Here is a 24,434-nt window from a genome sequence, read left to right as displayed (position 1 = left end):
GACTTGTAGGGGGACGCTTTTTAGACATGCAGTTGATTAGAAAAAAGACGGTTGTTCGGTTGATTCAGCGAAATGTCCATATAGCCGTTTCATTTGTTCTGGGGAATGAATCATGTCTGCAATCTGTTCATCCGTATAGTCGGCATTCTTTAGCGTAGTGAAGATTGCGCAACTTCTGGCTTGGCAATTGAATGGTCCTTTCTCTTTTGAGTACTCGATTTTTTGGTTAAACTCGATATCAGTGAAGGCGTTATACTCAATCAAACGATTAGACTGTGAGGGGTTTTGTAAAAGTGCAGCGATATAGACCGCATCGTAAAACATACTCTTTGGTTCAGTCTCCCAGCTGACTTTTCCGGAAGTAAAACCAATCAGGTGTCTGTTCAACCGATTTTGACAGTATACACAAATCGATTCGTCATCGAAGAACTGTTTATTTTTATATTCGATGTCATGGGTGAGACAAGGCTTCTTGGATTCGTGTGTCTGAATGCGGCAATCGTTACGAGCTCTCTTTGGGTCAACATGTAGCAAGTCTAAATAAGGGCCGCCGTCATTGAACTGTTTGTAGGCTTGAAAGATATTTTCGACACTTACCGCGTTCAATTTTAAGTTGAAAGCAGACAATTGGACCCCGAAATCTAAATCCACGGATCTTCTAGAAATTTCAGCCGGGACGTATCCTTGGTCTTCAAGCACGTGCAACATGCTTAACGAAGACTTTTGTCGTTGCTGCCAGCTCATTCCAGAACACCATTCAAATTCTATGGTTTGTTCCTTGAAGGCGCGCATGCCGGGATGCCAGTCTTTCACTGGAAAGAAGGCGACTCGTTTTGCGTTTGCCATTATCGTTTTCTCCCAAAGATTCCGGCTCTTGAGTTGGTAATTAATATATCCCCGTTTGTCTCTAACCACTCCAAAATAGAGTCCGTTTTTTTCAATAAGTCACGTTGGTTTTGTTCGCTTTTTTCGAGTCGTTCCATCATCATGTGGATTGAGTCTTCCGTTCGTTTCTCATATTGTTCAATCTTCGTATCGAATTGATTTAACTGTTTTAACAAATCATCATGTGCGCTTTTGATTTGAAGGTTCATGTATTGTTGATAATTCTCAATCGTGTTCGTCAAGTTGGTGATTCCACTCAAATGTCGTGCGTAGTCTTTGCTCAAGTCATTGTTCGTCGCTTCGAGCTGGTGGTATATTGTCGTAAAATCTGACAGTCCTTCACCTAAGGTGATTTGGAGTTCTGGAATCAGGGAATTTAGTCGATCATGAGTTTCGTTAATTTGATCAAATAATTCAATCATTTCTGACTCACCGAGTGATTGGAACAAAGAGTGCAACAGGTTGATTTCGGTCACGACCTCAGCTAAGCTCTTTGAAATCTTTGATGTCTCTTCCTCAAACTGAGCTTGAGTCGATACTTTTTTTGTGAGCGTCCGTTTGATTGAAGAGATATTTTCAATCAATTCTGCTGTCTGTTCTTCTAGTGATTTGATTTTTTCGGTGTTCATAAATCGACCAACTCCTTCAATACCTCGTTCGACAAGGTGTGGAATGTATGAATCAAATATGCACGGTTTAGTGCATCGCTTTCGTAGTCGTCAAGCAAGCGCTGACGGTATTCGTCACCTAATTCATGTGTGATGATTTGAAGGACGCTATTCCAATCGGATTCATTAAGTGTGTGATTACATAGGGCGGATACGACGTGTGTGTACAGAAAGTCTTGATCCATTCCATATGACTGTTTTCCATAGTGCAAAGAATAGCGTATCGTATTGAGGGCACTTTCAATCGTGTCATATTTTACTTGTAAGTTAAGCATGACGAAATAAAAGCCAAAATGTTCCGGGTATGCTTCTAATAGACGACTTGTTTGGGTAAGGACCCGATGTGCCATTTTTTTAGAGGTGACACGGTTTAAAAAATCATGAAGTGCTTCTAAATCAGTTGCCTTTGAAATCAAGTCACTGACATTCACTTTGTCATCAGTCGACAAATAGTCGATTATTTTTTTGCGTAAATGCTCGCCACCTTGAAGTGGGTCATCGAATGTTGCCGCCTCAGATGTGAACAACAACATGTTACGCATCGCAATGCGACGTCCTTCCTCAACAACTTTGTAAGTGAACTCTTTAAGCAGTGTCGCAACCGCGGCTAACATATAGTCTGCAGGTGATTGTTCAAATCCATAAGTGGCTTGTTTCAATAACTCGACTTGTGTTTGCACATACCCGTCATCTTCCTGATATCCTGCAATGTACGCCTTGTAATGCTCCTCAATCATTGCGGGTGAGAACTCACGTAATGAGGTATTCAATGTTTTATGGGCATGGTCAATCGTATAATCTGCGACATAACCGAGCAAACGCAAACGATATAGCGTTTTTTCCAACTTGATTTGTATCTCATCTTCAAAAGGAATGGATAACCGTCCGTCTAGCAAATGACTCAATACGAATCGGGTCGTAATCAACTCATCCTCAATACCTTTGAAAGAACTGGAGTGGAAAAAGATGATTCGGGAGACATCATCACCTTGCCAAGGTTTGTCTCCTTTTGTTTTTCGATTTTCCTCCATGATTTTACTTACCGGTGTCTTCGTACTATCTAATAGACGTTGATTCACTTCTGGATAGTCATCAGAGAGGATGATCCAACACACCGCAGGTTTACCGTCGCGGGCGCAACGCCCAGCTTCTTGATAGTAAGATTCGATTGAACTGGAAATACCATAATGGATGGCCCAACGAATATTCGGTTTATCAATACCCATCCCGTATGATTTGGTCGCAGAAAGAGCAATCAAATTATTATTCTTAAAATTTCTCGCGTTTACTTTTTTATCATCAGGGTCAAGCTTTCCATTATAAATACCGCATCGATTGTCAGGTAACAGGTGATTCAATTTAGATTGTACATATCGAGTACCATACGGATGATAATTCCCATTTTGCCACCGCTTCTCGCCGGCAATCGTACAAAAAATCAATCCGCAATGCGTGTCGCCCTCTTTTAATTCATAAAAATGATCGAACGAGTCGTCGAAATGATTCGGAATCTCATGCTTTAGAATGTGTTCGAGCGCTTTTTCTTTTGCCGAGGAAGCACAATTAATTATGCGAAATTCGATTTCCTTTCGATCAAAGCTTTCGGGTTGAATGACAGCATCTTCTTCGTATATTTCCAAGTCCCGTTGCATATCTCGTAACACACTGGCACTGGCTGTTCCTGTCAAGGCGAGTAAAGGAGGTGGGGTGCGGCCTTCTGTCGTACAAATGCGTCTGCAAGTTTGGGCAAGACTCAAGTATGCGGTCCGAAAATCGTGTCCCCACTCTGATACGCAATGGGCTTCGTCAATCGCAATCAATGAAATGAGATTCGTTCTGGCGTAATAATGGACCTTATTTCGGAACACTTGATTTTGGAAGCGTTCGGGTGAGACGAAGGTCATGAAATATTGCCCTCTCCCGATATCGATTTCGACTTGTTGTTTATCCTCGGTGTCTGCTACTAGTTCGGTCACGCGGTCGATTCCTTTTCGATATAAGTTGTCCACTTGATCGTAGGCGAGGCTGACGATTGGGTCGACGATGAAGGAAACACCGGGTGTGATGAGGGAAAGCAACTGATAAACGATGGACTTTCCGCTACCTGTAGGGAGCAACACAATCGAATCTTGATGATTCAACGCACGTACAATCCCATCGATTTGATTTGGACGGAACGTGTCGAAACCAAAAATATAGTGCAGTAAAAATTCTAAATGCTTCTGATTAACGTTTACATCAACTATTTCTTGGACTCGGATGAAATCGCGCATGTAATCTTCAGGCGCAGTCCGTGAAGAAATATGAACAAAGTGTTCTCCGGACTGTTGGTTCGATATGACCAAAGAGTTCGGTTTGCGTGATAATGAAAGTTGTTCGAAGAAGGGATCGACGTTATATAAAGAAGCAACATGATGATCGAGTTCCACAATGTCTTGAAAGATGGCGTCTGCTACTTCTGGAGCAATATTGTCTATCCCGATGCTATCACCGGGCTTTAGCTTTTGAAGTTTAATCAGTTCAATTAAAGCAGACTGAATTTGATGGGCGTAGCGGATTGTTCGGAACTGATCATTGGGGTTGACTAGTTGGGTAATCGTTTTTTCGAGAGAGACGGATAAACGCGTCATTCTTCCTCGATTTATGATTTTTTCGAGAACGGACAAGGCAGATAGTTGATTTCGGGTTCGGTGTTGTTTCTCATCAAAAGGTGAGGCGCTGTATTGCATTTGCCAATAGGTAGGTTTTGGAGCTGTCGATTTGTCATATTGCCGCTCCTCAAAATATTGGCTCGGAAGCGCATACGTATCGAAAACTGCGGTTGATTGATTCGCGATAAACAGTTTCTCGATTTGTTTCATTTCCTGCTCGGTGGCAAACCAACTGGTTAAGTACAACTCTTGTACATATTTGTCGATTTCTTCTTGTTTCAGCACTAAACCGTTTGACGGGTGTTTACTGTTGCGCTGGTTGGTTAACTCAAGAAGTTTCGAAATCATTTGACTGAGCGTCAATGTATCTTCTAAGTCCGAATCGTGTTGTTTCGAAATCAAGCCTTGCTGAAACTTGAACTTAGTACTTCCTTGGATGATGGTTACGGCAGGGAAAAGGGTATTAATCTTTTGCATCAATGATTCGTCACACGTGTCTCCCACATAAATGAAATTGATAAAAGATGTGTCAATTTTTGTTTTGACGAGCACTTCCGATTGAATGTCAGTCGGGGCGTTTTCCGGTAACTGTTCACGAAGACCCGCAAACAGTTCTTCGACATGGACGTGTTGGACATTATGACTTGCGGCATTCGTCGACGTGAATAAATAATCCTTCGGGTCAAGATCCTTTAACAAAGAAGGGTCGAGGCTGAAAATGACGTAATTACAATTGGGATTCGTGTGTCTGAACTTATAAAACATTCTCGCGTTTAAATTAGACACGCTTAAATTGATATGGTTTTTTCCATCGAATCTTCTGTCGTCATTAAACTGATAACGAATACGTTTCCGGTCCAGTTCACTTCTGGGCAAAATGCCTAGATGCGCAATGCTTTCTAAGTTATTGGCGTCTGTAAAATGAAGAAGTTCTTTCACGCCTCTTTTTGTTAGAAAGTCATAAATCCTCGCACTTTCTCCAGTAGCCATGTAGTCACATCCTTCCGTCTAAAAAGTCACAGTTTGTGCGGTAGTCCCTATGAAATTTCTTTCGACGGTGCAATACAATGCACATGAAAAAGGTTGTATCGTTCTCGTAAACTGTTGCATTATACAACTCCGTTCCTTCACACAAACAATCTAATAAGAACTGAACAATAAGGTAATAAAGTCTATGTCTGTTTTACCCTGTAATTAGTATTCGTATGCCGTTTTTTGAAGAGCACGAAATCGATATATAACAAAAAAGATCAAATCGAAAAGCGTTAACAGAATCGAACAGAGTACAAACCATATCGATGAACGCTCCATAAACCAATCGTTTCTCGCAAAGTATGCTGACGGTATCGAAAAATCTTTATTGTCAAGGAAGTTTATCTCCCGAGAGGTCGAGTTTTTCTTTAGGTATAAAGACTTAAAGTAAATATCCATTCCCCTGAATCACAAAAAGATTAAGAGGTTCAATATACCTATATGCTAAATTAGTCATGTAAGACTTCACTGATAATGGCAAAACTATGCGAAAGCTAGTGACGCAAAGCTAAAGGGCCTTTAACATGGCAGCCAGTTTCCAAAGGAGGTTCGTCTCATGAAGAAATTCTTCACGGGGATGTTGGTATTGTTGTTCGCTTTGATTGTGTTGCGACCTGCCGTCGCAGATGCGTCGAGTACACGTGTCGATACACGGAGTGGGAAAGTTGACGTGTATATCTCGAGCCAAGAAAAAGGCTCATTTAAATTAGAGATTCGACAAGGCAAGCAGGTTCGCTATCATGATGTCTACAAGGGGAAAAATCATTTCAATCTAAACTACGGGAACGGGGATTATACATTCGCACTCTATCAGTCATCGGACGGCAAACGCTATAAACGCATAAGCCTCCTTCAGAAAACGGTTCGTCTGACACATTCGTCGGCACCGTATCTCCATTCTACTCAAAACGTTTCTATCGATCTTGTGACGTCGCGCCTCGCTTCGTCCCTGTCACGTTCATCCTATTCCACTTCACAGCAAACGCTCGTGACGAGCCGTCATGTTGGCAAGACCATTGCCTATGATTATAAGAAACTCACCAAACTCTCTTCGACGTATTTGCCCGATCACGCAACAACGCTACGGACAAAACGTGGGATTTGCTACGACTTCGCCTCGTTGAACGCAGCACTTTTACGCGCGCAAGGCATTCCGACCCGTCTTGTCATGGGTTCAGCAAAAGGAGTAACGGGTTATCATGCTTGGAATGAAGTATTTATTAGTGGAAAGTGGCGCATCGTTGATGTGACACGGGATGTGACGGAGAAACGTACGACGACGTTCCGTAGCGCCTCTGACTATCGTGCCTCAATCTATTATTGAACAATGACCAAGGTTCCTTCTTGAGAAGGCGACCTTTTTTTGGTGTGTTCTTTGAGGCGAACCTCCTTGTTCCACGTTTGTGATGTCTACAAACAAAGACACAGGAGGAAACGCACATGAAACGATGGTTATCCATTGTCTTGACCGTTTTGCTTGTTGTACAGCCATTTGCTGTAACCGAACTTGCATATGCGGAAGGCACGATTGATTCTTCCCAAACAGAGAGTACAGAAGAATCGAACCAACTGCTTGATGAGTCATCTGGAGAAACGACTCCGGATGCCACCTCCCCTGGAGAGGAAGTAACATCTTCGGATAAGACTCCAACGGGGAACGATGCAACAACAGAAACAGAGACACCTCCCCCGTCAAACAATGAAGAGGGAGAAGAAACACTCGTTCCAGATGAATCAGTATCGAAAGGTTCAGTATCTGATGAACCAGTAGCAGCTCAAGCAACTTCGGAAGAAACGGTTCTTGATATTCAAGAAGAGATTTTGACTGACTACAACGTTACTGAGACGACAGAGACCGGGGGGACGGTAGATGTCGTCACGACGGATTCGATCGTCAAAATTGACTACAATTGGGCGCTTGCGAACGGGCATCCATATGGAGAAGGATCGACATACCGGTTCCAAATTCCTGAACAGCTCAACGTGTATCAAGCGGTAACGAACCAACCGCTGAACTTTATCGACAATGGTGAGACAAAGTCGATGGGTTTGTTCAACGTTGATGTGAACGGTAACGCGACGATCGTCTTCAATGAAAACGTGACCCAGTTTTCAAACATCGGAGGGAAGCTTCAAGTCCTCACCCAAGTGAAACAAACGACGACCGTCTCAGAAGAAAACACAGTCGTCATCACACCGATTCAAGATCAACAGTCTTATACGCTTGAAGTTGGTGTACCGGCACCTGCGAGAGACATTTCAAAAAATGTCGTTCCAAACCGTGTCTATAATCCAGAAACGTTGACATGGACCGTTGAATTAAACAAAGGACTCAAATCCATCATGGATGCGAAGATGATGGATGCGATTCCGACAGGCCTGACTTACTTACCGGATACATTACGTGTCGAGCGTTTGATCATCGATATGTCTGGAAAAGTGACGGGCGCAGAACCGTATACTGGATTCACAACGAGCTATGTAAACGAGGAACTCATCGTATCGTTCGGTGACACGAAAAATGCGTATCGCATCACGTTCGATACAGATATTGCGGACGAAGAAAAAGCGAGCTTCTTGAACACGGCGAACTTGGTCGGCGAGAAGTATAGCACGCTTCCGGCGACAGCTACGGCAACCGTGAAACGTGGTGTCGAGCTCGATAAGCGTTCGTCGGGTTACAACGATCGTACCCAAACGATTCAGTGGGAATCGAAAATCAACTATCGTCAAAAAGAGTTGACGGACTTGACGGTGACTGATTACTTCACAGACACTCACAAGCTATCAAAGTTGGAGTTGTATGAAATTCAGTTGGACGCGAACGGGAACGAGGCATCTCGTACGAAAGTCGATGTGACGCCAAGCGACCTCACGAAGCCAGGGTTCGAAGGATTCACATTTGATTTGAGTCAAAATAAAACGGCTTATTTACTCCTTTATGAAACGACAGCCAAAGACCGCCAATTTGAGGCAGGTAAAGTGGACAATACGATCACGGTCGGTCAGTTCACGGACGGAGCTAGTCGTGGAACGAATCAATCTGTCTTACGAAAAGGGCATGACGGCCCGAACTACAACACGGAGACGATCAAGTGGAAAGTGGATATCAACCGTGACCAAAAAGTCATGAACAATGCTGTCTACACGGACGTATTCACAAACGGAGGTCTCACGTTAAAACCTGAGACGATTGAGATCAAAGAGGCAGGAACGAATAAGAAGCTGATTCTCGACACGGATTACACGGTCGAGGAGAAGGTGATTGACGAGAAGAAAGGATTTATCATCACCTTTAATCAACCGCTCACAGTCGAATATGATTTGTCATATGTCACATCATTTGACTATGTCCAGCGTGATAACAAATCGATTCAAGAGTTGCGTAACCAAGCGACGATCGACTGGAACGAGTCAGACGGTTCTGAGCGCTCGATTTCGGTGACCGACAAATTCAAGCCTTCGCAGTATTCGCGTGAGAATGGCTTCAAAGGCGGCACATACAATGCCGTGAAAAAAGAAATTACATGGTCGCTCGGTGTGAACTTCCATGAATATGAAACGACAGATTTAAAAGTGGTCGACACGTGGTCTTCGGGTCAATCACCAATCAAAGAATCATTGCGTGTCATTCCGATTGAACGAGGTACTGGACAAGACTCTTACCAAGAAATCGGGGAGCCGCTACCCGCGGATGCCTATACGCTCTCGTGGGACGAGGTAAACAACACATTCACGCTTACTGTAACCGGAACGACAAAACAAGCGTATGTTATCGTCTATGAAACCTCTCTCGCCGATCAAGTGACAAAACCTACTTATACGAACGAGGCGACCGTCACGATTGATCAACTTGAGCCCGATCAATTGAGTGCATCCGTATCTGTACAATATGGTGGACAACATATCGAGAAAACGGGCACACAAGATGACACGCTTATCAAATGGTCCGTCCCGATCAACTACGGACAATCGACATTGGACAATGTCGTCATCACGGATACGCCTTCTGACAACCAAGAGCTTCTGCATTCCGATGATGACACGAGTATTGTCGTCTATGAGACAACTGTAGACGCGAATGGGAATGTGAATCAGACTGACACAGCTGTTCCATCTTCAGAATATGATGTTGTCAAAAATGAGGACGGCGGGTTCTCATTGTCATTTAAGAAAACGATTGATCGTCCATACGTCCTCACGTATGAGTCGCTCATCCTAGCAGCGGTCGGAGCTCGCATCTCAAACGAAATCACGCTTACCGCTGATCAAATTGAAGGAGATTCGGAGAAACGTCAATCAAGCGTCACTGTTCGTTTGACGACTGGATTCGGATCCGCTTCGGGTGATCTTGGTGATTTGGTCATTCGAAAAGAAGATGCAGACACGCAAACCTTACTACAAGGTGCAGAATTCGTCTTGAAACTCGGAGAGCGCGTCATTCGACGTGGTGTGACGGACGATAAAGGTACGCTCACATTCGAACGACTTCTATATGGAAAATATTCACTTGAAGAAGTGAAAGCCCCGAACGGATACGTTCATTTCAACAAAGCAAAAACAGTTGAAGTGTCCGGTAAAAAAGAAGACGAAACAAACGAACCGATCATCGTGACCAACCAAAAAATTCGTCAGGACGTCACGTTGACGAAATACTCAGACACAACAGACGGGAACGTGTTACAAGGCGCGACATTTGCATTGTATAAACGAGCTGTCGCACCAGAACTTGAAGACACATTGATCTTGACGAAACAAACGAATGAAGCAGGTACCATTTCTGTCGAAAACTTGCTTCCAGGAGATTATTACTTCCTTGAAACGATCGCGCCGGGGAATCATTTGCTCGATGACAAAACGGAGCATGGATTCGAAATCAAGGAAAACCAGTTGCAACCGACGCTCGTAAATGTCACGAACCAACCGTTCAAATCCATCGAACTGAAGAAAGTCGACTGGAAAGGTTCAACTCTCACATTAGACGCTGATAAAAAATATGCAGAGTTTGACTTAATCGTCGTGAAAGATGGAAAGGAGACGGTTCTTCGGAACGGATTGAAGGTTGGTTTGAATGAGACGTTGCTCATTGAAGACCTTGACCTCGGTGAATATAAGCTCGTCGAAACGAAAGCACCGGACGGTTATATCCTCCCAGAAAATCGTGAAGTCGGGACAGCATTCACGATTACACTCAAGAGTCCGAAACGTCAACAAGTCATCGTGGAAAACGAAACAATGAAGACCGTTAAACTGATGAAAGTGGACCAGGATGACAATACAAAAGTTCTTGAAGGGGCGAAGTTTGAGCTCTTGAATGATAAAAAAGAAGTCATCCGCGAAAATATCGTGACTGGGAAAGATGGAACGGTCACAGTAGACCGACTTGACGTCGGGACGTACTACTTCAGAGAAGTAGAGGCGCCTGTCGGCTATATTCAAGACGCCACGCCAAAATCGTTTAAGGTAAATTATGGGGATGATGGCGTACAGACGGTTATCATGACGAACGAGCAACAAAAAGCTGTGCGTCTCGTGAAGACGGATGTCACATCTGGCGCTACGTTAGCCAATGCGACCTTCTCTCTCTTCCATCAGGACGATACGCTCGTTCAAAAAGGATTGAAGACAGATGGCAACGGAGAGATTTACGTCGACCAGTTAAATCCGGGCGAGTACTATTTCCGTGAAACGTCTGCACCAGGCGGTTACATGTTAGATTCGAGAAAGTTGCCATTCACACTCGTACGCGGTACGAATGACGTCGTCTTGGTGAAAGCGACAAACGATCCGTTTAAAGCGGTCCAGATGACGAAAGTCGATTCTGAGTCTGGCAAGCGACTCGAGGGTGCCACGTTCAAACTTGTCGATGGATTAGGTAACACGATTCGTGAAGAGCTCGTCACGGATGAACTTGGTGAGATTTACGTTGGAGGTCTCACGCCGGGAGCGTATGCGTTCATTGAAACGAAAGCACCGGCAGGCTACTTGCTGGATTCGAAAGAGCAGTCATTCACCGTGTCCGCGCTTCAGTCGGTACCGACAACATTGACTGTGACGAACGAACAGAAGAAAGCCGTTCGTCTCACGAAAACAGATCAAGCAACGAGCGCGTTACTCCCAGGAGCTACGTTCAACTTGCTTGACGCATCGGGAGAGGTGATTCAAGAAAACCTCGTCACAGATGCGAATGGTGAGATTTACGTTCGAGATTTAGAGCCGGGCACTTATTCGTTCGTTGAAACGAAAGCGCCGGCAGGATATATTCTTGACGAAGCTAAACATGAATTTACAGTCGTGCGTGGCACGAATGAAGTCATTGCAATCAATGTGACCAATGATCCGTTCAAGTCTGTCCGCTTGACGAAAGTAGACGGGGAAACGAATACACCACTTGCTGGTGCGACATTCGATTTGATGGAGGCTGATGGAACAGTCATTCAAAAGGGACTCATCACGGATGCGTCTGGATTGATTGAAGTCAACAACCTCATGCCAGGAGAATACGTCTTCGTCGAAACGAAAGCACCAGCAGGATACATGCTTGACGAGACGAAACATACCTTCACGTTCAAAAAAGGTGATGTGTCGCAATCGTTGACCGTCGAGAATCAACGCATCAAGTCGTTACTTATTCAAAAAGTAGATGCTACGACGAAGAAACCGTTGAAAGGTGCAACATTCGACGTACTTGACGAAAACGGTCAGGTTGTAGCCACGGTCACCACGAATGCATCGGGTAAAGCAAGCGTCACAAATCTTGCGCTCGGTACGTACACTGTTGTGGAAACGAAAGCACCGGTTGGTTACCTTCTTGATAAGACGCCGCAACCGGTTCGTTTTGAGGCAAGTAAAAACGATACGGTGACACTCATCATCGAAAACACGATGGATCCTGACTACGAATTTGGAGATTCAGAAATTCCGGGTGGCTCAGGAACCGGTGATTCAGGTACGGATCCGGACGTGACGTTTGAAGAGGACGATGTTCCGACAGGAGCCGGTAAGCCGTCTGTGACAGACCGACTTCCGTTCCTTGGGACAGATACCTCGAATGGCCTATGGATTGGATTGCTCTTACTACTAGTCGGAGCTGGATTCATCTGGTCGGCGAGAAAACGAAAAACCGCATGATGGAACAGGCTTTGCGCGATCATGAATGCGCAGAGCCTGTTTTTGTCTAGTTGATGTAAATTTAGATACTATTATGGGTTATAATGACAAATGAAGAGACTACTGTTGTGAGGGTGAATGTATGAGTCCTGTGATGATTGGAACGGCTTTATTGTTGATTTGTTTACCTTTGGGTTGTCTTTTAGGCATGCGCGCCTTTCAGATGTTTCGAATTCACACGCGTTTACGTGCCGGCTTGTTCTCGGTCCGTCATGCGTTACGAGCTGCGAAGCATCATCCCGGGCGTCAGTTTGACATACTCGACCCCATTTATCGCGGTGTCGTCTTTCAGCTCAAAGGAAGGAACTTGATGAAGCGCCACCAGCTCGAACAAGCCGTCAATGATGAGCTGAATCGTGTGTTGAAGTACGGATGGTTGTCTTCCTTGGCTCTTGTCGGAAGATGGGCACTTGCGATGATCTTCTTCGGAATTGCCAGCGTGAGTGGGAATATCGTCGCGCAAGAAACGAAGTCGTTTGACGTGGCGAACTGGTTTGGTCCAAAACACGTCGAAAGTGAGACGACCGTTCTCGGGAAGACGTTCAAACTCCCATACGAAATTGATTCAGCCGAAACGCTCGGGACAGCTATCGGCTATCATATGACCCGATTCGATGAGACGTTCTCGATTCCATATACGGGGGATACGGGAGACATGCAACAGACGATGGACGCGGCGTGGGAATGGATTGAGCGACATCACATCTACGTGTATCGTCTCTCGCGTGGAGGGGAATCGAAATGGATTGAGCAGAATGGCGTCTTCAATTTACAGATGAAATTGAACTATGACATGACGGCTTCCGAGGCCGCACAAGTACAAGAGCGCGTAAGCAAAGTGATTCGTGATATGCCGCGTAATTTGGACGAGGTCGGGAAGGTCAAATACGTCAATGACTACGTCGTCTCGCATACGGCCTATAATCTAGACAGCCAGGCAAGTCCGTATACGCCGTACTCGATCTTATTCAATGGGGAAGGAGTATGTGAAGGATACGCGCTGACGACGCTCTTATTGTTAGAGGCGGCAGGCATCGAAGCCCGTTATATTTCCGGGGAAGTCGAAAGCGGTCTTCATGCGTGGAACCTCGTCCGTGTGAACAACGAATGGTACCATCTCGATACGACGTGGAACGACCCGGTCCCGAACCAGCCTGGGAACGGGCGACTCGATTACTTCCTTGTCTCAGACGCAACGCTTCGCGCGGACCACACGTGGGCATTCGGTCGTTATCCGGTGACAGCCACGCAAAATATTCAATTGTGAGAGCGAAAGGTGATTCCTTTCGCTTTTTTGCATACGAAAAGGACCGATTGTTGAATCGGTCCCGTTGCATCAAACAGCATAATCCCCATTGTATTGTACAAGCGAAACATCTCGAACTTCTTCGATTTCATTCAATCGGTTCATAAACGCCGTGTTGTCGATTTTCAACCGAACTTCGGCCGTCAGTTCGACGACGTCTTTTCGAACAATCTTCGACTTGAGCGTGTAGTCGAGTTGCTGGAGCTCTCGTCGTACCTCATCGTTCCCGTCCTCGTAGTAATGGATGACGAGAAGATAAAGCGTATCCGTATGTTTTTTACGAGCGAGGCTGACGATGACGGCTCCGATGACGGCGGCACCGAACAGGGTCAGGAAGTAGAGCCCGGCACCACTTGAAATACCGGCAGCGATCGCCCAAAACATGAACACGACGTCGAGCGGATCTTTGATCGCCGTCCGGAAGCGGACGATACTGAGCGCCCCGACCATCCCGAGCGAGAGGACGACATTCGTCGAAATCGTCATGATGACGAGCGACGTGATCATCGTCATGACGAGCAGTGTCGCGTTGAAGCTCGGGCTATATAGAACGCCGCGATAGGTAATTTTATAGATGAAATAGATGAAACTCCCCGCTAAGAAAGCCGTGAGCAGTCCGAGCATGACGTCGATGATTGACAAGTTGCCGAAGCTAAACTCGTTTAAAAAGCTGTTTTTGATAATATCGTTAAAGTTTACGGTTGTGTCCATAGGCTCTCACTTTCTAAAATCCGTGATATTGAATGCTCGCCATCCGACAGTGCACATATTTTGAGATGGCGGAACGTTGATGGGTATGAAGTTGTAACACTTGCCGGATATAGTCCGGTAAAAACTCGTCGTACTTCACTTCGAGAATCGTCTTCGGATAATCGAGCACTTCTTCGGAGACCGGGTTTGGCTCAAACAGGTCGACACTGTTCGTGACGAAACTGAGTTCTTTGTCAAACGTCACCCGGACGTTGCCGAGGCTGCCGACATACGCCTCGCGTACGTAATCGACGATGACACGAGGGCGCATGATCGTACCTGTGAGATACGAGTAAAACTCATGATAGAGTGGCTCGGTCTTCTCGAGTAAGAAGTCATACTCCCAATCTAAAATCTGTTCGTATTCCTCGCGGGTGATGGCGACGGACGACTTCAAGATATACTCGCCTTGGCGGCTCTTCTTCTCGAGTCGAATGACGGCATCTGAATAGTTATACGTGCGGATGCGGAACTTTTTCCGACGGAAGATGCCGCTGTTTTTTTGAATCAAGTCATGATCGTAGACGTTGTCGAAGTAGAGACTTCGAATCAAGTAACCGTCACGAGAGACGGAATGCTCATCTTGTTTCAAAATCGTGGCGATACGCTCCCGAAGCGTATGATAGTCTTGCTCGTTGATAAAATATTTTAACTCATGTCGGAATCGTTTCATGATGCTTCTCCTGGTATGACGATTTGTTGGATGCCCCAATGGAGCTTCCGGTCGTTGTCGCGGTAATAGTCGAACGGGATTTGCGTGTTGCCCGACTCATCCTTGACGGTGACGCGCCAATAGTAGCGACCTGGCGCGAGCGCAGGCATCGAATATGAGAACGTCGTCAAGTTCGCTTGTTCTTTGAGTAAGGTCGTAAAGTCGGGCGAGGTGCTCAATTCGAAATGATACGTCAGTTCCTCGTTCTGGAGATCGTACGACGCATCCCAGCGGAACACATCTTGTTTTCCATCTCGACTGTACTGTAGGAAAATCGGCATCGGATTTTCGAGCGACCGTTCAAAGTCTGTCGCATATTTCGCCGTGATGTCTTCTAATCTCCGATAATTTGCTTCATAAGAAGACGCCTCGATCTTCATGAAACGTAAATCCGGTTCGCTCGTCACGAGTGGTGAGACGACGGGATAAAATCCATCAATCAACTGTTTCGTTCTAGTCGGATTAATTGTCTCCTGAAGTTCTGTCATCTTCGCCTGGAGCGACTTGACGTTCTCCGGGTCTTTTAAATAGCGACGATGGAGAAGTGTTCCCCAGTAGCGCTGAATCCCTTGTTGCCAACTTGGCATGGCGTCGGTACGTTCCGTGTCCCGGCCGAGTGCCTTGTCGAAGTCCCACGGCATGAAATACCACTTCTCCGAGTTGAGCGGGCTATATAGATAATAGTTCGTCGACATCGTGTCGTAGTTCCCGAACAAGATATTCGTCCCGAGCCAAGTCAGGTAGTTGTCTTCATCAAAGTATTTGTCGAACACTTGATCGAACGGTTTCGACAAGTCGTTCAAGTCGTCGAGCATCGTCAACAGCTCGTCATGATTGTCAGACCCGTTGATTTTCAGCACCGATTCGAACGCTTTTTTATTGTAGTTTGGGTCGTCGGTCGGTAAGAGCTTGTCGGGGTAACGGAAGAACTCGAAGTTCTCGGCTTTATACAAATGGCCGTCCGGGTTAAGCCCGCGTGCGGCGAGTGCTTCTTCGTTCAATTGTTCGACGTGGGTATAGAGCCCGTAATCTTCGAACGTATCGGCTTTCTCTGGATTGGTCATATCCCGGACGTGTAGCTGCACAAAGTTCGTGCGTAGACTAGAGATATCGTCTAACTGTTCATAGTACGCGAACGCGAGTCGGTTCCGGACGCGTGTGCGGTCGTCGGCATGTTTGTTCAAGTTGAGGACGCTTTGACCGTACCAAAGACCTGCGTTGTCTTGAAGGCGAATCTTGTAAGATTTTTGTGGTTCGAGACGGCTCGACCGACCTCGCAGTTGGATCGTCGCATTCACTTCCTGCTCATCGAACAGTTGGATGCCGTCCGGTCCTTTCGCGTCTCCAGTTTCAAAATGCACATATAGCTTAGGACCGCTCTCGAGGTTGCTGTACTGTTTGTACGACTCGTTCAAGTCATATAACGTCAAGTCGTTTTCAGGAACGGTACGCTGGTCGAAGATGGTGACATACACGTGCTCAAGCTTGTTCCCGTCATGCTTGTCGTAGACGCGTTTATCTTCTTTGAACGTTGATTCGAGTGTGGCGACCTCGTTCGTCGTCTCAGCACGTTCCGTCGATGTCGCGCCTGATTCCGGTGCTTTTAATAAGGCTTGTATCCCTAACAAGAGGAAGAAGAGAATGATAAGGCCAATCATCACTCTCGGGTAAGGCAAACGCTTCATACATATAAACTCCTTCTAAGACAGACTTCCGATGCGCCGTAAGAACATCTCCGTTTTTGTCGTCACTTCTTGATAGACAATCGGCTGCGAGCAGAACGTCGTATAGTCGATATCGTTCAAGCTCCGAATGAGTAATCTCGCTCCCCACATGAAGGCGAGAATGGCAGAGAGGAACATGCCGACGCCATATAAATCGAACAACAAGACGAGGGAGAGTGTCACGAGGAAACTTGTGACCGCATAAAATCCTGTCAGCTGGATGGCGGCGCGACGCTCGTCGAAGTACAGTAGAATCAAGAAAATCGTGATGACGAGACTCAAGAACCAGCTGCCGAGTACGACGATGATAAAGATGTCGATCTGATTTTGTGTCATGCCGAGGAACGGCAATAGACGGACACCGAGGAACAAGAAGATGAATGTGACGAGCATCTGGACTTGAGCCATGAATAATAACTCCGAGCTGAGGACGCGGAACATCTCACGTTTGGCGGTCTGGATGTCTTGAAATGGATACCCGTTTAAGATCCGACCGTAGTATTTCTTATAAGACGTATAAAACGTCGTCTCGAGCGTCACCATGAACAAGACGAGCGAGGGAAGGACGCTCAAGTAGGCGTAGAAGACCGGCGTGTCGTAATACGGCGCCATCAAGTATGTCTCCCCGACGATGATCGCTCGGTCACTGAACCAGGTGGCAAGGTTATGGCCATACAATCCGAAGTAGTAGGCCGTTCCGATCAAGAAAAGGAGCGGATACTTCTCGAGATATACTAAAAAGTAAAAGTAGTTGCGGTTATTCACTTGGAAATAATGATGGATATCGCGAAACAATCGGATCAAAATGACGAAGAAGCCGAGATTTAGTCCGATGAACACCGAGGTCGCCGTCGGATGACCGAGCGGGGACGTCAACAACCAAATGAAGAATGCCGCGACCAACGTCCCGAGGACATAACTCGTGACGATTTTTTTATAGTCTTTTAAGGCGGACACGTACATCGATAAAATCCAGATGACAGATAGCTGTGTGAAATACAGATACGTCACGAGTTTATAGCTGAACGGGAGGGGCGACCCCATATAAAACAACACAGAGATGACCAGACCAATCACGACGATCAGACTGATGAGTCCGTATAGCGAGGACAAAACGTTTTCCTCTTTTTCTAAGAAGGTCTGGTCCGCCACGAACCGTGAAATCGTAAATAAAAATCCACCCGTCAATAGCTGCGAGAAGATGAACGTGTACTGGACGGCCGCCATATAGATGTTCACTTCACTCGCGCCGACGTTCAAGTAGAGCAACCATTCACGCGATGCCGTGATTAGCAGAATGGAGAGAAACATCGGACCGACCGCCGTGATGGCCGAATAGCCGTACGCACGGAGCTGTCCAAAAAATCCTGATTTGTCATACAGTCGTTTCAATTGAAATCCGATTCCGGCCATGACGTTCTCCTTTCTCATAATAGGTGCGATACGCGTCAATCATCATCGGTAACGTATAGAGATTCGTGACGCGCGCCCGTCCATTCTCCCCATACGTCTGGCGTACGTCAGGCTGTTCGACCAATTTGATGATCTCATGCGCCAACAGATGAAAATGCATGACGGGGACGACGCTACCGGCTTTGCCGAAGCGGTCGTTCGGGCCTTCTAGCAGTTCACGGCAAGCCCCGACGTCGGTCGAGACGAACGGGATTTCCATGGCGAGCCCTTCGAGGATGACGAGCGGTTGTCCCTCACTGATGCTCGAGAGGACGAGGATATCTAAAAAGGACAAATAATCTTGAACGTTGGCAGGTCCCGTGAAATGAACATGTTTGAGCCCGAGCATATCGACGAGCTCGAGGCATTCCTCATAATACTCCTCGTCTTCATCTAACGGTCCGATGAGGTAAAACTGGGATTCCGCGAACTTCTCCTGAACGATGGCGAACGCTTGGAGCATCGTCTTGACGTCTTTGATCGGGACGACCCGAAGGATGGCACCAATGTGCACGCCAGGACGTGTCGTCCGGCTTTCAGGTGAGAAACGAGACACATCGATGCCGTTCGGGACGAGGAACGTCTTCTCCGGTGGGCAACCGAGCTCCAGTTGAATCTCTCGGTTCCCTTCGAACAACGTGCTGACGTCATCGGCATAGCCGTAAGCGCAATAGGAGAGACTATAGAAATAATCGATCCATACGTCTTTGAAGTAGCCTTTGATCCAGGAGGCTTTGATGATCTCTTCTTCACGTTCCCGTGTGTAAATCCCGTGTTCCGTTAAAAGTAACGGCTTGCCGTACTGATATTTTGCGAGAGCGCCGAGTACGCCCGCATAACCGGTCGAGACGCTATGATAGACATCCGCCTCCGGTACTTTGTGATCGATACAGACGAACAATGGTAACAGCATCGAGCGGAGCGCCCAAAACATATCGGTGAACGGCACTTGGACGAACCGCTTCTCACAAAGCGTGCTGACGATATCGAAGAAATCTTTACTGCCAAGGAAGTTCATGACCGAATCGATGCGACCGCTCGTAAAGAACTGAAACAATACGTCCCAGTCCGTCTGGCGTTCCGACATGAGGGACAGGAAGGCGAGACGTTCCGCGTCCGTCAGATTGTATCGTTTTCCGCTGACGATTTTCTGATCCACATAATCACCGAGGTGAATCTCATGCAGTTCAACCAAGTTCTCAGGAATGGGATATTTCGGTTTACTTCCTTTCACTTCTTTTGCCGAGATGGAGTAGACGATGAACTCATGCTCGGGCATCTCGGTGATGATTGACTGAATCCAGCTCGATACACCACCCGTCACGTGAGGATATGCGCCTTCTGAAATCAAGCAAATCTTCATCATTTCGCCTCCAATCGGATTGAGAAGGATAATGCTTCGGTTTTGACGAGATATAAGTCAGGACCGATTCGTTCGACTTCGCACTGGTCTACCTCTTCAATCTCTCGTGAAGACTGAAGATAAAAGTACGTCGCACCAGCTGCTTCGTCCAACGTGTAGGTATACACGTTTTCTGACTGGCTGACATACACGTGACCTTCAAAAAAGTGATGGTTTCGTGCGACATCCGATGCTTTCATCGAGCGAATCCACGGAACGTCATGACGTTGTTCATCTAAGACAGATTGAAAGGCTGTGACCAACGCCTCGCCTTCTGTTTGTGACGTGATGCTTTGAGGGGAGAGCGTCATCGAGACACTCCCACTTGTTACGAGCTCGTTGAAAAGCGTCCAAGATGTCCAGTCCGAGTCGGAAAAGTCGAGCGGGGTCGATGGCAGTTGTACGACCGCTTCCGTTTTTATTGGAAAACTGGCCGTCCCGATCTCTGTCATATGATCATCAAACACGCCTTGAGCTGTCTCTCCATCAGTCAGATAAGACGATTTAATGGTGAGACCTGGTAACGCGTAATCAAACTGTGTTTTCGTTGCGCGAATCTCTTCGGGGGAGGAACCTGAGACGGCGATTTCTCCACCGGATCGTAGTGTTTCTCGTCCATAAAGGGCTAAGTCTTCCGAATATGCAGAGGTTGCCGGTGTCGGATTCAACGAAGGACTCGTCGTGGCGAGAACATAGTTCAACCCGTATTTGGCGCCGAGGCGTTGTACGTCGGCCCAAAACACGTTTCGGAAGTAGTCACGGTCGGTCATCGACTTTGTCACGAGGCGCTCGTTCGAGGCTAAAAATGGGAAACCTTGAAGCGTCGTGACTTCTGCATTCAAGATCGGTCGCAGCACCGGTTCCCCTTGGGCGAGACCGACAAATAGAAGCGCCTGCTGGTTGAACTCGGAGAGCATCGTGCCATTGAATACGATGAAGCGGCCTGCCCCGTATGTTTTTGACCACAGTAAAGGCAAGTCTTGTGAAGACGTGGCGAGTAAGTTAGCCTCTGGGTCAATCCGTAAGGCGAGTGATGAGTTCAATAGACGTTCTGACTCAAATGACTTGGCGGCATCCTCTCCGAAAAACGGAGAGGTCAACCGAACTCCAGTCGTCTCGACAAATGATCCGATTTCGATGGTGCCGATCTGGCGATACATCTCCATCAGTCGATCACTCGGCGACGGACGTGTGGCAAACAAGACGGTCCCGCCCTTTTCGACGTAATCGAGAAGAATATGTCGGTCTTTTAAACGGTCGAGATGTTCCGTCGCGATGATGACCGTCTTCTCATCCGTCAAAGACGTCAGTTGTTCAATGTCCATGAGAGTGCTTTCTTTACCAATCGAATGAAAACGTTCCTGGAGACGCTCCGCAAGCTGTTCATCATTCGTACTGTTCAATATTAAATAGGAGTCGAGCATCCCATCTGCACGAGAGACGGATTGTGATTGGATTGATGTCGGATTACTCTCTGAGAACAGTGGGAACTTTAAGACAACATCTGAACGAATCAGGATGAAGATGAAACCGAAAAGCGCGATAAAGCCACCGATTAAATACATCCCTTTTTGAATCTTAAATGTATATTTCATAAAAAATCCCCTATATCCAAAATCGTAATTGTTGGAGTCCCTCTGGAGAGAGACGAATGTCGGATGCACGAAGCGCATCGACCATATGATGCACTTGTTTGACGTTCTTCATCACATAATGAACGTGCATCGCCTCGAAGTAGGCTTGTTCACGACGTGGATACTGTCTTAAAAAGAGCTCGCTCGCTGCAAGCGCCTGGTCATACTCTTCTAGAGAAAGCGCCACCCGGATTCGTTCGGCATGGTAGTCGGGATTGATCATCCCTCCTAGTTCAATCAAGGTGGTTAACGCATGTAAGTAGGAATACGTATATTTCACTTGTGTGCGTCGATCTAAAAATTCCATATCAATCATCTGTTTCAGAATATTTAAGTAGTCGATCATGACAGTTAAGTCGTTCGGACGTTCTGCTAGCTCTCGCTCCACGTGTCGAAGTTGTTTGGATAACAATGATTTTGCCTGTTGTAGCGCGGTTGCCGCATAATGTGACGTCTCGTTGTCCTCACTCTTGAGTGCTGCTGCGAGAAGCGGCGCTTGTTGAAGAAAGTCATTTTTTAAAATGTTCATCAGCGTCTTCCGCTTCACTTGATTGGAGTTGAGGATGAGCGCATCCTGTAGGGAAATCATATTCGTTTCGTTCATCAAGTCCGGTCGTTGAAGCGACACATCTTCATACGTCTCTTTTCGAAGTAACCAATCTGGCAGTTCGGCATCTCTATGCTTCGAGCGTTGCAAATAATAGAGGATTCCCCAACTGAAAAAGGGGAGTGCCAACAGCAAGAAGAAGCTTGGCATGACATCTTCGCGTCGCTTCACGAACAAAAGAAGCAAGACGAGTAAAGACACACCATAATGAAACAGCAAGAGGTTAATCCACATAGGTGACGTCCTCCACGACTTCGGCACGAATCGCCTTACGTGCGAGACGTTCGATGACAATTTGTGACTCTTCTTTCGTCGCATTCGACAGGATGGCATACAATCGATCATCCGTTCGGAAACCTAAATAGTCGGTCGTCCGTAGCGTCGTATCCGTGCTCTGAATGACGGATTCACTGTTATCTTCTGCGATGAGCAGGAGGGTATACGGGATATTTAATTCCTGTTGTGCCTGTTCTTTTTGAGTGAGGATGCGCTCAAAGTACTCTTGTTTCAATGCGTTCGTGTTGCCGACATAGCGATCAGATTGAATCGCATGAATGTACCCGAGCGAGCGATCGAGTGAAGAGTTGATGAGACGAATCATGACGTCAATCAAATTGCGGTAAGACAAGGTCAAATTCTGGAATGGTACTTCGTAACATAGGACAACGGCCACTACTTCGCCTTGACGAATGAGCGGGGCACCAAATAAAGGCTCACCAGGTGTTAGCGATGTATTGAAAACAATATCGGAAGAAGTGACCACTTCATGAATCACCGTCTGTTCTACGATTTCTAACGAGTTACGTGGTGCGAAAGTGGAATCAGCCGATTTTGCCGCGAGTCGGGCGAAAGATGACTGATTGACCATGTAAATCGCAAAATGTTTCGCTTTCAATGTCTTCTCCAAAACAGAAATCGATCCGACGAACAGCCCTTCCGGTTCCAAACTGTCGAGGGCACGCGTCGCTTCATACACACTTCCGATACTCTCTTCTGAGTGAAGAATCTGTTGCTGTAACTGATTTTTGATGGTGAGCGTTTCTTCATAGATTTCGCTCAAGAATGTATGCCGTTCGGTCGTTGCGGCCAACTCATCTTTTAAAAATTGAATTTCAATATTTCGACGTTCCATCACATAGCTGACGACAAGACCAATCAATAAGTACATCGTAAATGTGGCCAAAATCGAGTTGTCGACAAAGAGAGACAAGAGGTTTCGACCAATCGATGCACTCTCGTAGAGGTGGACCCCGACAGCGAGGAGGGAAGCGATGAGTGATTGGGACTTACCGAACAACAGTGCTGCTAAGAGGACATAAATGAACCAATAGTCCGGCGTATCCACAATCGGTGTCAGTAAAAGAGAGCCGATGAAGAACAGAAAGAACAAGGTGAGGTTCTCTAGCGTTCGTAGAACCGGGTGGCTGAGTATATTCTTAAATCGACGTTCTTTTGGAATCGGATGAGGCGATGAGGATGACGATTGTTGTGCATAATAACTTTTCGTTACGTGCAGCCCTTCTTCCAAACCGAATCGAGGCACCCAGTCCAAATCTGTCTTCAATTTACGGTTGTCGAGGATGGGCTGGTGTTTCGGTACATGTTGATCCCCAAGTGGTGGTTGGATTCCTAGATGCGCGCAGACTGATTCAATCGAAGTCGATTCACCCGAAGATAGATGATACAGTCCCGATAACTCACTGATGACGCCTCGATATACGGCTTCCACCACATCTCCGATAAAGATGAAATCAGTTTGACTGTCATGCGATAAAGGAAGTCGGAGATGTTCCGGATCGGTCGTCGACATGAGGTCGTGGATCCATCGACTCTTGAGACTAACGTGTTGCTTCGGTCCATACACGGACGACAAACGGAAAACTAATGTGGAGAGTGTAGAGTGAGTGCCCCAGTGCAGGCAGTACTCCTCGCCGTGTCGCTCATTTAATGCAGAAGGCGAGCGTAGAACGGGAGAGACTGTCTCAGGTATATCTGTATCGACATCGAATTCAAATCCATCACTTGATGAAAAGGAGACAAACTGTTTGACTCCATATTTTTCAGATAAAGACAACAGGTTGAATAAACCATCTGTCGTTGGGTGTGAGTACTCTTCGGTTGAACTGTTCGCACAATGGATGACGACATCAAACGCATATGTTTTGAAAAATGTCTCACACTTACGGTCGGCCACGTCTGCCGATAAGTGGCGATGCTTGAAGTCGATTGTATCTTTTGAGCCGGATATGAGATTGTCGAGAATATGTATACGATGCCCTTCTTTGAAGAACCGCTCGGCAATCGAACTGCCTAAAAAACCATAGCCTCCTGTAATGAGAATGTTCATGGGCAATCTCCTTCGTGAAATGATTTTATAAAAAAATAAAAATATGTATGAAATATTATAATATAAGGATATTTTGATTTACCTAAATTCGAAC

The 24,434-nt window shown here is 46.3% G+C and carries 14 protein-coding genes and 1 riboswitch; of the genes, 3 read left to right on the top strand and 11 right to left on the bottom strand.

Annotation, left to right across the window (positions count from 1 at the left end):
- Window positions 1-36: 36 nt before the first annotated feature.
- The 3 genes from KNP04_RS04630 to KNP04_RS04620 are packed head-to-tail and all read right to left on the bottom strand — an operon-like array spanning window position 37 to window position 5,194.
- Complete coding sequence (locus KNP04_RS04630) at window positions 37-846, bottom strand: DarT1-associated NADAR antitoxin family protein (RefSeq protein WP_214874824.1); 810 nt, start codon at window positions 844-846, stop codon at window positions 37-39.
- Window positions 846-1,514 (bottom strand): hypothetical protein, encoded by a 669-nt coding sequence (locus tag KNP04_RS04625; RefSeq protein ID WP_214874823.1) that lies wholly within the window; start codon window positions 1,512-1,514, stop codon window positions 846-848. The genes KNP04_RS04630 and KNP04_RS04625 overlap by 1 nt, the downstream gene beginning before the upstream one ends.
- Window positions 1,511-5,194, bottom strand: coding sequence for a RecQ family ATP-dependent DNA helicase (locus KNP04_RS04620; RefSeq protein WP_214874822.1), 3,684 nt, complete (start codon window positions 5,192-5,194; stop codon window positions 1,511-1,513). The genes KNP04_RS04625 and KNP04_RS04620 overlap by 4 nt, the downstream gene beginning before the upstream one ends.
- Window positions 5,195-5,702: 508 nt before the next feature.
- Window positions 5,703-5,779: riboswitch (cyclic di-GMP riboswitch) on the top strand.
- A 13-nt stretch (window positions 5,780-5,792) separates the two neighbouring features.
- Between KNP04_RS04620 and KNP04_RS04615 the strand changes: the two genes are divergently transcribed.
- The 3 genes from KNP04_RS04615 (at window position 5,793) to KNP04_RS04605 (ending at window position 13,673) form a co-directional block, all read left to right on the top strand.
- Window positions 5,793-6,560 (top strand): transglutaminase-like domain-containing protein, encoded by a 768-nt coding sequence (locus KNP04_RS04615; protein ID WP_214874821.1) that lies wholly within the window; start codon window positions 5,793-5,795, stop codon window positions 6,558-6,560.
- Window positions 6,561-6,676: 116 nt separating this feature from the next.
- Window positions 6,677-12,367, top strand: a complete 5,691-nt coding sequence (locus tag KNP04_RS04610; RefSeq protein ID WP_214874820.1) for a SpaA isopeptide-forming pilin-related protein — start codon at window positions 6,677-6,679, stop codon at window positions 12,365-12,367.
- Between the two features lie 202 nt (window positions 12,368-12,569).
- Window positions 12,570-13,673 carry a transglutaminase domain-containing protein gene (locus tag KNP04_RS04605; protein WP_214874819.1) on the top strand — a complete coding sequence of 368 codons (1,104 nt, stop codon included), beginning with the start codon at window positions 12,570-12,572 and terminating at the stop codon, window positions 13,671-13,673.
- A 69-nt stretch (window positions 13,674-13,742) separates the two neighbouring features.
- Here KNP04_RS04605 and KNP04_RS04600 read toward each other — a convergent pair whose 3' ends face one another.
- The 8 genes from KNP04_RS04600 to KNP04_RS04565 are packed head-to-tail and all read right to left on the bottom strand — an operon-like array spanning window position 13,743 to window position 24,340.
- On the bottom strand, window positions 13,743-14,423 hold the full coding sequence (locus tag KNP04_RS04600) for a DUF4956 domain-containing protein (protein ID WP_214874818.1): 681 nt from the start codon (window positions 14,421-14,423) through the stop codon (window positions 13,743-13,745).
- A gap of 13 nt (window positions 14,424-14,436) precedes the next feature.
- Window positions 14,437-15,135, bottom strand: a complete 699-nt coding sequence (locus tag KNP04_RS04595) for a polyphosphate polymerase domain-containing protein (RefSeq protein ID WP_214874817.1) — start codon at window positions 15,133-15,135, stop codon at window positions 14,437-14,439.
- The gene (locus KNP04_RS04590; protein WP_214874816.1) at window positions 15,132-16,859 is read right to left on the bottom strand and encodes a CotH kinase family protein; all 1,728 of its coding nucleotides are present in this window, start codon (window positions 16,857-16,859) and stop codon (window positions 15,132-15,134) included. Before KNP04_RS04590 ends, KNP04_RS04595 begins: the two co-directional genes overlap by 4 nt.
- Window positions 16,860-16,874: 15 nt before the next feature.
- A complete protein-coding gene (gene pelG / locus KNP04_RS04585) occupies window positions 16,875-18,329 on the bottom strand; it encodes an exopolysaccharide Pel transporter PelG (RefSeq protein ID WP_214874815.1) in 1,455 nt (484 codons plus the stop codon).
- Window positions 18,274-19,713: a GT4 family glycosyltransferase PelF gene (gene pelF, locus KNP04_RS04580; protein WP_214874814.1), complete on the bottom strand. Its 1,440-nt coding sequence runs from the start codon at window positions 19,711-19,713 to the stop codon at window positions 18,274-18,276. The genes pelG and pelF overlap by 56 nt, the downstream gene beginning before the upstream one ends.
- The gene (locus tag KNP04_RS04575) at window positions 19,713-21,347 is read right to left on the bottom strand and encodes a DUF2194 domain-containing protein (RefSeq protein ID WP_214874813.1); all 1,635 of its coding nucleotides are present in this window, start codon (window positions 21,345-21,347) and stop codon (window positions 19,713-19,715) included. The genes pelF and KNP04_RS04575 overlap by 1 nt, the downstream gene beginning before the upstream one ends.
- Window positions 21,348-21,357: 10 nt before the next feature.
- On the bottom strand, window positions 21,358-22,227 hold the full coding sequence (locus KNP04_RS04570; RefSeq protein ID WP_214874812.1) for a hypothetical protein: 870 nt from the start codon (window positions 22,225-22,227) through the stop codon (window positions 21,358-21,360).
- Window positions 22,217-24,340: an NAD-dependent epimerase/dehydratase family protein gene (locus KNP04_RS04565; RefSeq protein WP_214874811.1), complete on the bottom strand. Its 2,124-nt coding sequence runs from the start codon at window positions 24,338-24,340 to the stop codon at window positions 22,217-22,219. Before KNP04_RS04565 ends, KNP04_RS04570 begins: the two co-directional genes overlap by 11 nt.
- Between the last annotated feature and the right edge of the window lie 94 nt (window positions 24,341-24,434).

Source organism: Exiguobacterium sp. CH10 (genome assembly GCF_018617635.1).
Lineage (GTDB): Bacteria > Bacillota > Bacilli > Exiguobacteriales > Exiguobacteriaceae > Exiguobacterium > Exiguobacterium aestuarii_A.
Note: the sequence above shows the minus strand (reverse complement) of the source record. Positions and strands in the feature narration are given on the sequence as shown.

What these genes read in the sequence shown, in the direction of transcription:
- KNP04_RS04630 (WP_214874824.1), bottom strand. Translation starts at nt 846, where the DNA reads ATGGCAAACGCAAAACGAGTCGCCTTCTTTCCAGTGAAAGACTGGCAT.
- KNP04_RS04625 (WP_214874823.1), bottom strand. Translation starts at nt 1,514, where the DNA reads ATGAACACCGAAAAAATCAAATCACTAGAAGAACAGACAGCAGAATTG.
- KNP04_RS04620 (WP_214874822.1), bottom strand. Translation starts at nt 5,194, where the DNA reads ATGGCTACTGGAGAAAGTGCGAGGATTTATGACTTTCTAACAAAAAGA.
- KNP04_RS04615 (WP_214874821.1), top strand. Translation starts at nt 5,793, where the DNA reads ATGAAGAAATTCTTCACGGGGATGTTGGTATTGTTGTTCGCTTTGATT.
- KNP04_RS04610 (WP_214874820.1), top strand. Translation starts at nt 6,677, where the DNA reads ATGAAACGATGGTTATCCATTGTCTTGACCGTTTTGCTTGTTGTACAG.
- KNP04_RS04605 (WP_214874819.1), top strand. Translation starts at nt 12,570, where the DNA reads ATGTTTCGAATTCACACGCGTTTACGTGCCGGCTTGTTCTCGGTCCGT.
- KNP04_RS04600 (WP_214874818.1), bottom strand. Translation starts at nt 14,423, where the DNA reads ATGGACACAACCGTAAACTTTAACGATATTATCAAAAACAGCTTTTTA.
- KNP04_RS04595 (WP_214874817.1), bottom strand. Translation starts at nt 15,135, where the DNA reads ATGAAACGATTCCGACATGAGTTAAAATATTTTATCAACGAGCAAGAC.
- KNP04_RS04590 (WP_214874816.1), bottom strand. Translation starts at nt 16,859, where the DNA reads ATGAAGCGTTTGCCTTACCCGAGAGTGATGATTGGCCTTATCATTCTC.
- pelG (WP_214874815.1), bottom strand. Translation starts at nt 18,329, where the DNA reads ATGAGAAAGGAGAACGTCATGGCCGGAATCGGATTTCAATTGAAACGA.
- pelF (WP_214874814.1), bottom strand. Translation starts at nt 19,713, where the DNA reads ATGAAGATTTGCTTGATTTCAGAAGGCGCATATCCTCACGTGACGGGT.
- KNP04_RS04575 (WP_214874813.1), bottom strand. Translation starts at nt 21,347, where the DNA reads ATGAAATATACATTTAAGATTCAAAAAGGGATGTATTTAATCGGTGGC.
- KNP04_RS04570 (WP_214874812.1), bottom strand. Translation starts at nt 22,227, where the DNA reads ATGTGGATTAACCTCTTGCTGTTTCATTATGGTGTGTCTTTACTCGTC.
- KNP04_RS04565 (WP_214874811.1), bottom strand. Translation starts at nt 24,340, where the DNA reads ATGAACATTCTCATTACAGGAGGCTATGGTTTTTTAGGCAGTTCGATT.